At 67.0% G+C, this 11,541-nt stretch carries 12 protein-coding genes; 6 read left to right on the forward strand and 6 right to left on the reverse strand.

Annotated features, from left to right (window positions below):
• Positions 1-35: 35 nt before the first annotated feature.
• Positions 36-428, reverse strand: a complete 393-nt coding sequence (locus tag LO50_RS18275; RefSeq protein ID WP_020307275.1) for a GFA family protein — start codon at positions 426-428, stop codon at positions 36-38.
• Positions 429-625: 197 nt separating this feature from the next.
• Here LO50_RS18275 and LO50_RS18280 point away from each other — a divergent pair, with 197 nt between their 5' ends.
• On the forward strand, positions 626-1,105 hold the full coding sequence (locus tag LO50_RS18280) for a VOC family protein (RefSeq protein WP_011912486.1): 480 nt from the start codon (positions 626-628) through the stop codon (positions 1,103-1,105).
• Positions 1,106-1,134: 29 nt separating this feature from the next.
• Here LO50_RS18280 and LO50_RS18285 read toward each other — a convergent pair whose 3' ends face one another.
• On the reverse strand, positions 1,135-2,058 hold the full coding sequence (locus LO50_RS18285; RefSeq protein ID WP_044315898.1) for a LysR family transcriptional regulator: 924 nt from the start codon (positions 2,056-2,058) through the stop codon (positions 1,135-1,137).
• 142 nt (positions 2,059-2,200) lie between these two features.
• Between LO50_RS18285 and LO50_RS18290 the strand changes: the two genes are divergently transcribed.
• Positions 2,201-2,602 (forward strand): RidA family protein, encoded by a 402-nt coding sequence (locus LO50_RS18290; protein ID WP_014596151.1) that lies wholly within the window; start codon positions 2,201-2,203, stop codon positions 2,600-2,602.
• 106 nt (positions 2,603-2,708) lie between these two features.
• Here LO50_RS18290 and LO50_RS18295 read toward each other — a convergent pair whose 3' ends face one another.
• Positions 2,709-3,482 (reverse strand): AraC family transcriptional regulator, encoded by a 774-nt coding sequence (locus LO50_RS18295; RefSeq protein WP_020307279.1) that lies wholly within the window; start codon positions 3,480-3,482, stop codon positions 2,709-2,711.
• A gap of 191 nt (positions 3,483-3,673) precedes the next feature.
• Between LO50_RS18295 and LO50_RS18300 the strand changes: the two genes are divergently transcribed.
• Positions 3,674-4,885 (forward strand): MFS transporter, encoded by a 1,212-nt coding sequence (locus tag LO50_RS18300; protein ID WP_044315899.1) that lies wholly within the window; start codon positions 3,674-3,676, stop codon positions 4,883-4,885.
• Between the two features lie 133 nt (positions 4,886-5,018).
• Here the strand turns inward: LO50_RS18300 and LO50_RS18305 are convergent, their stop codons facing one another.
• From LO50_RS18305 to nifL, 3 genes are all read right to left on the reverse strand, one after another.
• Positions 5,019-5,726, reverse strand: a complete 708-nt coding sequence (locus LO50_RS18305; protein WP_044315900.1) for a thiopurine S-methyltransferase — start codon at positions 5,724-5,726, stop codon at positions 5,019-5,021.
• A 100-nt stretch (positions 5,727-5,826) separates the two neighbouring features.
• A complete protein-coding gene (gene nifA, locus LO50_RS18310; protein ID WP_042921240.1) occupies positions 5,827-7,392 on the reverse strand; it encodes a nif-specific transcriptional activator NifA in 1,566 nt (521 codons plus the stop codon).
• 14 nt (positions 7,393-7,406) lie between these two features.
• Complete coding sequence (nifL, locus tag LO50_RS18315) at positions 7,407-8,957, reverse strand: nitrogen fixation negative regulator NifL (protein ID WP_041755411.1); 1,551 nt, start codon at positions 8,955-8,957, stop codon at positions 7,407-7,409.
• Between the two features lie 469 nt (positions 8,958-9,426).
• Here nifL and rsxA point away from each other — a divergent pair, with 469 nt between their 5' ends.
• From rsxA to rsxC, 3 genes are all read left to right on the forward strand, one after another.
• Entirely contained in the window at positions 9,427-9,999 is a 573-nt protein-coding gene (gene rsxA, locus LO50_RS18320; RefSeq protein ID WP_042921239.1) for an electron transport complex subunit RsxA, read from the forward strand.
• Positions 10,000-10,032: 33 nt separating this feature from the next.
• Complete coding sequence (locus LO50_RS18325; RefSeq protein WP_044315901.1) at positions 10,033-10,557, forward strand: RnfABCDGE type electron transport complex subunit B; 525 nt, start codon at positions 10,033-10,035, stop codon at positions 10,555-10,557.
• 43 nt (positions 10,558-10,600) lie between these two features.
• Positions 10,601-11,541, forward strand: a 941-nt coding sequence (rsxC, locus tag LO50_RS18330; protein WP_044315902.1) for an electron transport complex subunit RsxC, incomplete at its 3' end; no start/stop codon positions are given.

Consider the following 11,541-nt stretch of genomic DNA (forward strand, 5'->3'; position numbering starts at 1 on the left):
GATCCGCACCAGCGCCCCGGCCCGCTGGTGCCGGGCTACTCCTCGAGGCGCCCGCTGGCGTCGCGATCGCGCACGTAATGGTGGGTGAGCGGAAACGCCGGCAGCCAGGACTCGCGGCGGACGGTCCAGAGCTCGTAGGTGGGCATCAGCTGGTCGGGGGCATCCAGGGCTCCCAGGCTCACTTCGATTTCGTCCGCGGTGCGCGCGAAGACGGACGAGCCGCAGCGGGGACAGAAGAACCGCCCGGCGTAGTCGCGTGTCTCGCCCGTGACCGTCACCGCCGTCTGGGGGAATATCGCCGAGGCGTGGAACAGGGCCCCGTGATGCTTGCGGCAGTCGAGGCAATGGCAAAGGCCGACCCGGTATGGGCGGCCCGACGCCACGATGCGGACGTCGCCGCACAGGCAACCACCAGTGAATCGCGCCATGTTGCATCTCCTCTGGGCCAGGCGGTACGGGCTTTCCCGGAGCGGGAGCCGCGTGCTTGCCGGACTCATGAAAATAGCAGCTCACGGCTCGAACGGGGCGGCCTCGGCCACGTGCCATGGCAGTACGTCGGCTGCCCGGAAGGGCTGGGCGTCGGCGACTAGAATGCCCCTGTCGCCCACCATTTCGGAGAACCCAGATGATCAGCAAGAACACCATTTGCCTCTGGTACGACGGCGCGGCTCTGGAGGCTGCAAGGTTCTATGCCGAGACGTTTCCGGACAGCGCGGTAGGCGCTGTGCTGCACGCGCCCGGCGACTATCCGGCGGGCCATCAGGGCGACGTCCTGACGGTCGAGTTCACGGTGATGGGCATCCCCTGCCTGGGGCTGAACGGCGGGCCGGGGATCAAGCACAACGAGGCGTTCTCGTTCCAGGTGGCGACCGACGACCAGGCCGAAACGGACCGCTTGTGGAACGCCATCGTCGCAAACGGCGGCGAGGAGAACGTATGCGGCTGGTGCCGGGACAAGTGGGGGCTGTCGTGGCAGATCACGCCGCGTGTCCTGACGGAGGCGATCGCCCATCCCGATCGAGCCGCGGCCAAGCGTGCGTTCGACGCCATGATGACCATGAGAAAGATCGACGTCGCGGCGATCGAAGCGGCCCTGGCGGGCTGACCGGCGCGGCGCTGGCTGGTTCATCTCGCTCACGGCCGCCGGTCGATGATGGGCGCATGTTGCGCCATGAGTTCGGCGACCCAATCGATGAACACCCGCAGCTTGGCGCTGACGTGCCGGTTCGGCGGGAATGCCACGTACAGGGGCATCGGCTCGAGTTGCCAGTGTTCGAACAGGAGCACCAGTTCGCCGCGCGCCAGATGCTCCTTGGCCATGTAGTCCGGCAGCCAGAGGATGCCGAGGCCGGCCAGGCCGGCGGCGAGGTAGGCGTTGCCGTCGTCGACCGCGAGCACGTACTGGCCGAGCACCTCGACGCGTTCGCCGTTGCCGTGCATGGCGTAGGGAAAGACCTTGCCGGCGCGCGCCCAGAGGAAGCCGACGATGCGGTGGTGGGTGTTTTCCAGCTCGCGTGGGTGCCGGGGCGTGCCGGCGCGTTCCAGGTAGCCCGGCGCGGCGTAGACGCCGAGGCGCAGGTCGCCGACGCGGCGGGCCACCAGCGACTGGTCGGTGATGTCGCCGTCGCGCACCACGCAGTCGACGTTCTCGTCGATCAGGTCGACCCGACGATCGCTCACGCCCATGTCGAGCTGGATATCGGGGTAGCGTGCGTGGAAGGCCGGTAGCGCCGGCACCAGGATCATGCGCGCCAGCGGGCTGGGCACGTCCACCCGCAAGCGCCCCCGGGGCAAGGTCGAGGCGCCGGACAGGCTGGTCTCGGCATCGTCCATGTCGGCCAGCAGGCGCACCACGCGCTCGTAGTAGGCGGCACCGTCGGCGGTGACGTTAACCTTGCGCGTGGTGCGATTGAGCAGGCGGACACGCAGCCGCGCCTCCAGTTGCTGCACCAGCTGCGTGACGCTGGTCTTGCTCATGTGCAGGGTCTCGGCCGCCTTGGTGAAACTGCCGGTTTCCACCACGCGGGCGAAGGCCTGCATCGCATCGAAACGGTCCATCGTTGCTCCTGTTGCCCGTCGATTGTTTGGAATCTGCAAACAGTGTTGGCTGGGCTTGCGAGTTTATCCAGGCGCTGGGCCGGCCTACAGTCCCCTCCATGGTCAATCACGGCCGGTACGGCCCATCGATGGAGGAACTCTCATGGCCAAGCGTGACGTCGTTTTCCCAGCCGGGCGCCAGGCGCTCTACGAGCTCAATCGTTATTCGCCGGCGATCCGTTCCAACGGTTTCCTGTTCGTTTCCGGGCAGGTCGGCAGCCGCGAGGACGGCTCGCCCGAGCCGCAACTGGAGGCGCAGGTCCGGCGCGCCTTCGACAACCTGAACGCGATCCTGAAAGAAGCGGGCTGCACGTTCGACGATGTGGTCGACGTGACCCTCTTCATGGTCGACCCCGAGGCGATCTTCGAGCGGGCCTGGAAGGTGGTGTTGTCCGAGTATTGGGGCGAGGCGCCACACCCGACGGTGACCGCCGTGGGCGTGACCTGGCTCTATGGTTTCCAGTTCGAGGTCAAGGTGATCGCGAGGTTGCCGGAGGCAGGGTAAGCGTGGTGACCCCATAGGAGCCCGGGGACGCCGAGTCCTTGCCGGCGATCAGCGGCGTGCGGCGGATCGCCAGCAAGCTGGCTCCTGCAAGTCCCCGGGCGGTACCTCATCTGAAGAACTGGCTCGGCGTCGTGCCGAACTGTTTCTTGAACATGGTGGCGAACGCACTCGGGCTGTCGTAGCCCAGGGCGCCCGCGACGTCGATGATCCGCTCCCCCACGGCGATGCGTTCCAGTGCCAGGAGCAGCCGGGCCTGCTGGCGCCAGCGGCCGAAGGTCATGCCGGTTTCCTTGCGGAACAGCCGCTGGATGGTCTTTTCATCGAGGTTCAGCCGCTCGCTCCAGTCCGCCAGCGTCGAGCCGTCGCCCGGATCGTTCTGCAAGGTCGAGCAGATCGTGCCGATCCGTCGATCGGCCGGCTGCGGCAGTTGCAGGGGCAAGGCCGGCAGGAGGCTGAGCTCGTCGAGGATCAGGCGCATGATCCTGGCCTCGCGCGAGTCGGGGGCGTAGGGCGCCCTGATGCCGATGGAGCTCTTGATCAGCTCGCTCAGCAGCGCGGAAATGCTCACGGCCCGGGTCTCGTGCGGCAGGTGCGGAACCGCGTCGGTGCGCACGAAGACGCTGCGCATCTTCAGCGAGCCCACGCAGCGAATCGAGTGGACCTGCCCGCAGGGCATCCAGATGCCCCGGCTGGGCGGCACGGTCCACTGGCTCGATGCGGTGTGCACCACCATCACGCCTTCGATGGCGTAGATCAGCTGATGCTTGGCGTGGGAGTGCGGTTCGATGAACCATCCCTCCGGGTAATCGGTCGCGCTGCTGATGACCGTGCAGGGCTCTTCGTCCACTTCGGCCAGCAATTTTTCCAAGGGCCTGAACATGATTCCCTTTTCGCGAGAGTGTCAGCCCATATCGAGCGAGACAGGCAATTTCATGGATATCTAGGATAGCCGCCAGCGCTCGGGAAATGCTCTTGGGCCAGCGGCTTTTCCCGCGCCCGATCGTGTCGGCGACGTTCAGCTGCGTGCCGGATGACCTTGCGTTCCTCTTTTTCCTGTCCGGATGACTTGCGATGTCCAGCAGTACCACTACAGCGGCGACCGCCTCGGTCGCCAGCCAGGCCAGTCCGCTGGTCATGCGTGTGATCGGCGCCTGCGCCCTGGCGCACCTGATCAATGACCTGATCCAGGCGGTGCTCCCGTCTATCTATCCCGTGCTCAAGGCCAACTACGGCCTGACCTTCACCCAGGTGGGCCTGATCACGCTGACGTTCCAGCTCACCGCGTCGTTGCTGCAGCCCTGGGTCGGCTACCACACCGACCGCCATCCCAAGCCGTGGCTGCTGCCCGCCGGCATGGTCTGCACCCTGGTCGGCATCCTCATGCTGGCCTTCGTCGGCCCCTTCGCGTCCATCCTCATGGCCTCGGCCCTGGTGGGGATCGGCTCCTCGACCTTCCATCCGGAAGCCTCGCGCGTCGCGCGCCTCGCCTCGGGTGGTCGCTATGGCCTCGCGCAGTCGACCTTCCAGGTCGGCGGCAACGCCGGCAGCGCCTTCGGCCCGCTACTGGCGGCGGCCATCGTCATTCCGTACGGGCAGGGCAGCGTCGCCTGGTTCAGCCTGTTCGCGGTGTTCGCGATCGGGGTGCTCTACGGACTGAGCCGCTGGTATCGCAACCACCTGAATCTGTTCCGGCTCAAGCAGGGCGGCCAGGCGACCCATGGCCTTTCCAGGGGGCGGGTGCGGCTCGCGCTGGTGGTGCTGGCGCTGCTGGTGTTCTCCAAGTATTTCTACATGGCCAGTTTCACCAGCTACTTCACCTTCTACCTGATCGAGAGGTTCGGCCTGTCGGTGGCCAATTCCCAGCTTTACCTTTTCCTGTTCCTCGGTGCCGTCGCGGCGGGCACCTTCTTCGGCGGCCCGGTCGGCGACAGGATCGGCCGCAAGAAGGTGATCTGGTTTTCCATCCTCGGCGTAGCGCCTTTCACGCTGGCGCTGCCCTACGTCGATCTGTTCTGGACCGGCATCCTGAGCATGGTCATCGGCTTCATTCTCGCTTCCGCGTTCTCCGCCATCGTGGTCTTCGCCCAGGAACTGGTGCCGGGCAACGTCGGCATGATCGCCGGTGTCTTCTTCGGCCTGATGTTCGGTTTTGGCGGTATCGGTGCCGCGCTGCTCGGTCACCTGGCGGATATCCACGGCATCGAGTACGTGTACCGGCTGTGCTCCTACCTGCCGCTGCTCGGCATCCTGACGATCCTGCTGCCTTCCACCCGACGCTCCTGACGCGTTGCGTCAGGGACGGCGATGGTTATGCCGGGTGGGCTGAAGCGGAGCGTCCCATTTATTCCGGTTGAACACGGGGCGCACCTAGGCACGCTGGTGTCGCGCCGGCGGATCGCGCGCGATTCCGCTCGCTTCAGTCTTCGGTTTCCGCCGCTCGACCGTCCGCTTCCGGGCTCGCCGGCCTTTTCCCGGTAAGCTGGTACACCTTGTGTTCCACCCGGCGCGGCGCGCCGTTTTGCGGGTCCGGCTCGAACAGGCTTTCCACATGGGCCAGGGCGATCTCGAAGCCGGCCGTGTACAGCGCCGCCAGTTCTTCGTCCACGCCCAGGGCCTGCTGCAGGGTGGCGTCTGCCTCCGCATCTTCCAGGGTCAGCAGGAAGACCCTGGCGGTATCGGGCACGATCCGCCGTAACTGCGCCACGTAACGGCTGCGCAGGATGGGCGGCAGGGCAGTGAGGGCGGCCCGGTCGTAGACGCTGTCGACCGGCCCCAGGTCGGCGTCGCTCAGGGCGAAGTAGTCGCCGCAGAGAATGCCGATGCGGCCATGTCTCCACAGAGTGAAGCGGCCCTGCCGGCGCTTGCTGGGGGGCAGGTGGTTTTCCCTGAAGAAGGCCTCGATCGCCAGAGGGCTCAGTTCGACGCCGATCACGTCGTGGCCCTGTTCGGCCAGCCAGAGCATGTCCAGGCTCTTGCCGCACAACGGGACGAACACGCGGCTGGGCGTGGCCGGGGCGAACGCGGGCCAGAAGCGGCTGAGCAGCAGGTTGACACCGTGCTGGTGGAAATCGGTGCGGCGCTCGCGCCAGAGTTGCAGCCAGCGCTGGTTGTCGTGGTCGGTCATGGCGTGCCCTGCTAGTGATGCGTAGTGGGCACAAGGCTTCGCGGGAAGCGCCATGCATGGGGAACGCTGCGCCGCCCGACCCGGGAGTCGGGCGGGTCGTTCAGATCTTGCGCATATGAATGTTCAGCGTCTGCACTCGGTAGGCGATCTGCCGGGGCGTCATGCCGAGCAGGCGGGCGGCCTTGGCCTGGACCCAGCCGGCCTGTTCCAGCGCGGCGATGACGCGCTCGCGGTCGTCGAGGCTGTCGTCGGCGAGGTCGACTTCGGGGACCGGCGCCAGCGGCGTGGCGTCGTGGTCGAGGCCGGTGAGGGAGACCACGTCGCGGCTGATGGTGCCATCCTCGCTCATGATGGCCGAGCGTTCCAGGCAGTTTTCCAGTTCGCGCACGTTGCCCGGCCAGCGGTGGCTCATCAGCAGACGCAGGGCGCTGTCGGTCAGCTTGAGTTTGCGACCCTGCTGGCGGGCGATCTTGTCGAGGAGGAATTCGGCCAGTTCCGGGATGTCGGCGCTGCGCTCGCGCAGCGGCGGGACGCGGATGGCCATGACGTTGAGGCGGTAGTAGAGGTCTTCGCGGAACTTGCCTTGCTCCACCTCGTGCTCCAGGTCGCGGTTGGTGGCGGCGACGATGCGCACGTTGACCTTCACCGTCTGGGTGCCGCCGACGCGCTCCAGCTCGCCTTCCTGCAGCACGCGCAGCAGCTTGGCCTGGAACATCGGCGAGATCTCGCCGATCTCGTCGAGGAACAGGGTGCCGCCGTCGGCCTGTTCGAAACGTCCCTTGCGCTGCTTCACGGCGCCGGTGAAGGCGCCTTTCTCGTGCCCGAACAGTTCCGATTCGAGCAGGGTTTCCGGTAGCGCGGCGCAGTTCAGGCGTACCAGCGGCTGGTGAGCGCGCGGTGAGTTGTAGTGGATGGCGCTGGCGATCAGCTCCTTGCCGGTGCCGGATTCGCCGAGGATCAGCACGGTGCTGTTCCACTTGGCGACCCGTCGAACCTGGTCGAAAACCCGGCGCATGGAGGCGGTGTGGCCCACCACCATGTTCTCGAAGCCGTACTTGGCGCGGACTTCGCGGCGTAGCTCGTCGCGCTCGTCGACCACTTCCTGGCCGTCCTCGAGGTTCACCACCAGGCGCACGGTCTGCGCCAGTAGGCGGGCGACGATTTCCATCAAACGGGTGCGTTCGGGCATCAGCTCGTCGGCGCGGCGGTCGGGCTGGGCAGCCAGCACGCCGATGGTGGTGCCGTCGACGGCCTTGATCGGCACGGCGATGAAGGGCAGGTCCATGTCGTACAGCGCCAGTCGGTCGAGAAAGCGCGGTTCGGCGTCGATACGCCCGAGCACCACGCTGTTGCCATGCTTGAGGATGTTGCCGAACACGCCTTCGCCGATGCGGTAGCGGGTGCTTTCGCAGGCCCGTACCACGGTTTCGGAGTCGCTGTGCACGGCGCCCACCTGCAGGCTGCCGTCCTTCGGGTTGCAGATGGAGACCAGCCCGTGCAGCAGGCCGAGGTCTTCGTGCAGCACGGCGAGGATCTCGGCCAGCAGTTCCTCGATGGGCCGGCCGCGGTTAAGGATGCGGGCGATCTGCGCCAGCGCCTGCAGTTGGGCATCCAGCAGTTCGTTGCGGGTTGGCGCGCTGGGGCGTTCGGCGAATGTGGCGTTCATGCGAGCTTCCCCTGTCAGCTGGCCGAGAAGGGCAGTTCGACGACGATCCTGCAGCCCTGGTCGTAGCCGCTATCGATATGCACCGTGCCGGCATGCTCGGTGACGGTTTCCTGCACCATGGCCAGGCCCATGCCGCGACCGGTCTTGTGCGGCGGCTTGGTGCTGAAGAAGGGTTCGAATACCTTGAGCGCCAGCTCCGGCGCGATGCCCGGGCCGCTGTCGGCGATCTCCAGGCGCACCACCCGCTGGCCCTGGACACGGGTGACGATCGACAGCGTGCGCGGGTTGTCCTGGTTCTGGCTCATGGCCTCGATGGCGTTTTCCAGCAGCTGCTTGATCATGCTGCGCAGCCGGCCTTCGGCGCCCATCACCCAGGGTAGGCGCAGCGCCGGCTGCCAGTCGACGACGATGCCCTGGGCGAGCAACTGGTCGGTCATCAGGCTGACCACTTCGCGGATCAGCTGGTTGATGTTGACCGGCACGCAGCCGCCGGCCCGGCGCTGCGGAATCGAGCCGCTGAGGCTTTCCAGCGCATCCATGCCAGCCTGGCTGGCTTCGCGCATGGCGCTGAGCACCGGATCGCCCTCGGCGCTGTCGCCCAGGCGTCGTTCGAGCATGCGCAGCGCCGCACTGATCAGGTTGACCGGGCCCTGCAGGCGGTGGATGGCGCCGTTGAAGGTTTCGCGCATGCCGTCGAGCAGCTCTTCCTCGGCCATCAGCACCTTCAGGGCGTTGAGCTGGGAGGCCTGCTGTTGCTGGCGCAGCCCGGTGATGTCGTTGACCGTCAGCAGCAGGTAGTTTTCCTCGCCCGGGTCGAAGAAGTCGTCGGCGCGTTCGCCTTCGATGAGGATGGCGCGGCCATGGCAGGACAGCCAGCGCGGTGTGTGGCCGCCGAGGTCGAAGGTGACTTCCTTGCCGGTGAAGGCCTGGCCATGCGCCTTCAGCGCCTCGATGGCGCCGCCGAGGTTGTCCTGCAGCAGGCTCACCAGTTGCGCGGGCGTGGCCTGGTCGCCGAGTTCCGCGGCCAGGCGGTTGAAGCTGGGGTTGGACAGGCGGATGCGCAGGGCGTGATCGAGCACCACGATGGCCGCCGGTGCGCTGTCGACCACCGCCTCGATGATCAGCCGCTGGTTGCTGACGCGCTGTTCGAGCTTGTGCTGGTCGCTGCTGTCGCGGTGCATGCCCAGGTAATGGATGGTCCGCTCGTGCTCGTCGAGCACCGGCGCCACGGTCAGCTCGGCGAGGTAGCAGCTGTCGTCCTTGCGCCGGTTGACCAGCATGCCGGACCAGGCCTTTTTCTGCGCCAGGCGGCTCCAGAGCGCCTGGTAGACCAGCCGCGGGGTGGTGCCGTTGGACAGCACCGATTCGTTCTTGCCGATCACCTCGCTGCTGTCGTAGCCGGTGATGGCGCTGAAGGCGCGGTTGGCATAGAGGATGTTGGCCTTCAGATCGGTGATGGAAATGGCGATCGGCGCGTGCTCCACGGCTTGCTGGAACACTTCGGGCGCCAATCCATCGGACGCAGCGGGTTGCCCCGCGTCGCGCTCGGGGGTGGCCTGGGTCATGTGCATGTCCTCATCGATGCGGCGAAGCCGACGTCTGTGCGCCGGTATCCGTTGCAAAGCCATACGGTTAGGGGGCTGTTGCCGTTCGCGAGCTGCGAATGAAACGGCAACAAACCCCTTAGGGTTTTGCAAACCGCGTGCCGTCGGTCACATTCCTTGCCGACAGCCCTGCGGAGCCGTAAATACGCTGTGCAGATGGATTTCTGCCCCGACAGGTGCCGCTGGGCTGTTGCAAAACCCACAGGGAGGCGCGCGCACTTCTCCCGGCCTGTCGCAAACCCCACAAAGTCCGTCGCGCCAGCGTCGCCAGGGGTTGCGCTATCACGGGATTCGTTGATCTGCATCAACGAATCCCGGGCTCTCGGGGCGCTCCGGGACGCCCGGCGGGGCGTGGCATGCTTGATGCAAAACCCCTTCGCGACATCGCGTTGCCCGACAACGGTGCAACGCCATACAGCGGAGAGGGCTCATGGAATATGCGCTGTTCCTGATCGGCACCGTGCTGGTCAACAACGTGGTGCTGGTCTACTTCCTCGGCCTGTGTCCGTTCATGGGGGTGTCCGGCAAGCTCGACCCCTCGCTGGGCATGGGCCTGGCGACGACCCTGGTGATGACCCTGGGCGGCATCAGCAGCTGGTTGCTCGAACACTACGTGCTGCTGCCGCTGGGCATCGGCTTCCTGCGCATCCTGTCCTACATCCTGGTGATCGCCGGCATGGTGCAGTTGATCGAGATGATCATCCGCAAGGTCAGCCCGCCGTTGCACCGTTCGCTGGGTATCTACCTGCCCTTGATCACCACCAACTGCGCCGTGCTGGGCGTGCCGCTGATCAGCGTGCGCGAAGGCCACGGGCTGGCCGAGGCGGGGCTGTTCGGCCTGGGCTCGGCGCTGGGCTTCACCCTGGTCATGGTGATCTTCGCCGGCCTGCGCGAGCGGCTGGCCATGGCCAGCGTGCCGGCGGCCTTCGCCGGTGCGCCGATCGCTTTCGTCACCGCCGGTTTGCTGGCGATGGCCTTCATGGGCTTCGCCGGCCTGATCTGAATGCACTGCCGGCTAGGCTGGCGAGGAGGAGCAATGCTGGGCGCGATTCTGGTTCTCGCACTGATGGGCCTGTTGCTGGGTGGCGGCCTCGGATTGGCGGCGCGCTATCTGGCGGTCTCGGAGGAGAACCCGCTGATCAAGGAAATCGAGGCGCTGATGCCGGGCAGCCAGTGTGGGCAGTGCGGCTATCCGGGTTGCAGCGCGGCGGCCAGCGCCCTGGTCGAGGGCAGCGCCGCGGTCACCTGTTGCCCACCCGGCGGCGCCGCGCTGGCCGAGCGCCTGGCCGAACTGCTGGGTGTGCCGCTGGATGCCAGCGCGCTCGCCGCGCCCATGCTGGCACGCATCGATGCGGCCGAGTGCACCGGCTGCACGCGCTGCTTTCGCGCCTGCCCGACCGGCGCCATCGTCGGCGCCAATGGACAGATCCATTGCGTGCTGAGCAATGCCTGCACCGGCTGCAGCAAGTGCCTGGAGGCCTGCCCGGAAGACTGCATCGCCCTGGCGCCCCAGGAGCCGACGCTGGACCACTGGCGCTGGGCCAAGCCCCGGGCCGCCTGATTACGCCTGATGAGTAGGGGGCGACAGACCCCGGGAGTCGACAATGTTCAACCTCGCGCATTTTCGCGGCGGCATCCATCCCGCCGCCCACAAGGACCGCTCGGCCGCCCTGGGCATCGCCGTGCAGCCGCTGCCGCCGCGCCTCTACCTGCCGTTGCGCCAGCATGCCGGGGCCGAGGCGCTGTCCCTGGTGAAGGAAGGCGAGCGGGTGCTCAAGGGGCAACTGCTGGCCGGTTCGCCGACCGAGCTGTCGGCGCCGATCCATGCGCCGAGCTCCGGGCGCATTGTCTCGATCGGGGCGATCGATGCACCGCATCCGTCCGGGCTCAAGGTCAACGGCATCGTCCTCGAATGCGATGGCGACGAGCGCTGGATCGACCTCGACGTGCCGACCGATCCCTTCGCCGAGGACCCGCAACGGCTGGCCCAGCGCGTCGCCGATGCCGGCGTGGTGGGGCTCGGCGGGGCGATCTTCCCGGCGGCGGTGAAGCTCAAGCAAGGTACCCGGCACGAGATCAAGACCGTGCTGGTCAACGGCAGCGAATGCGAGCCGTACCTGAGCTGCGACGACCGGCTGATGCGCGAGCGCGCCGAGGCGGTGGTAGACGGCGCACGGCTGATCCAGCACATCCTGCGCGCCTACAGCATCGTCATCGCCATCGAGGACAATAAGCCGGCAGCGCTGGCGGCCATGCGCGCGGCGAGCGAGCCCTATGGCGCCATCGAGGTGGTGGCGGTGCCGGCGCTCTACCCGATGGGCTCGGCCAAGCAACTGATCCGCCAGGTCACTGGCCGCGAGGTGCCGGCCGGCGGACGCAGCACCGACGTCGGCGTGCTGGTGCACAACGCCGGCACGGTGTATGCGATCCAGCAGGCGCTGCGCCACGGACGGCCGTTGATCTCGCGGGTGGTGACGGTGGCCGGTGGTTGCGTGAGCAATCCGCGCAACCTCGAGACCCTGATCGGCACCCCGGTGCAGGCGCT

This window comes from Stutzerimonas stutzeri (assembly GCF_000935215.1).
Lineage (GTDB): Bacteria > Pseudomonadota > Gammaproteobacteria > Pseudomonadales > Pseudomonadaceae > Stutzerimonas.

Excerpts from the sequence above, each read along its gene's own strand:
- LO50_RS18275 (WP_020307275.1), bottom strand. The coding sequence starts at position 428 with ATGGCGCGATTCACTGGTGGTTGCCTGTGCGGCGACGTCCGCATCGTG.
- LO50_RS18280 (WP_011912486.1), top strand. The coding sequence starts at position 626 with ATGATCAGCAAGAACACCATTTGCCTCTGGTACGACGGCGCGGCTCTG.
- nifL (WP_041755411.1), bottom strand. The coding sequence starts at position 8,957 with ATGACCCAGGCCACCCCCGAGCGCGACGCGGGGCAACCCGCTGCGTCC.
- rsxA (WP_042921239.1), top strand. The coding sequence starts at position 9,427 with ATGGAATATGCGCTGTTCCTGATCGGCACCGTGCTGGTCAACAACGTG.
- LO50_RS18325 (WP_044315901.1), top strand. The coding sequence starts at position 10,033 with ATGCTGGGCGCGATTCTGGTTCTCGCACTGATGGGCCTGTTGCTGGGT.
- LO50_RS18290 (WP_014596151.1), top strand. The coding sequence starts at position 2,201 with ATGGCCAAGCGTGACGTCGTTTTCCCAGCCGGGCGCCAGGCGCTCTAC.
- LO50_RS18295 (WP_020307279.1), bottom strand. The coding sequence starts at position 3,482 with ATGTTCAGGCCCTTGGAAAAATTGCTGGCCGAAGTGGACGAAGAGCCC.
- LO50_RS18300 (WP_044315899.1), top strand. The coding sequence starts at position 3,674 with ATGTCCAGCAGTACCACTACAGCGGCGACCGCCTCGGTCGCCAGCCAG.
- LO50_RS18305 (WP_044315900.1), bottom strand. The coding sequence starts at position 5,726 with ATGACCGACCACGACAACCAGCGCTGGCTGCAACTCTGGCGCGAGCGC.
- LO50_RS18285 (WP_044315898.1), bottom strand. The coding sequence starts at position 2,058 with ATGGACCGTTTCGATGCGATGCAGGCCTTCGCCCGCGTGGTGGAAACC.
- nifA (WP_042921240.1), bottom strand. The coding sequence starts at position 7,392 with ATGAACGCCACATTCGCCGAACGCCCCAGCGCGCCAACCCGCAACGAA.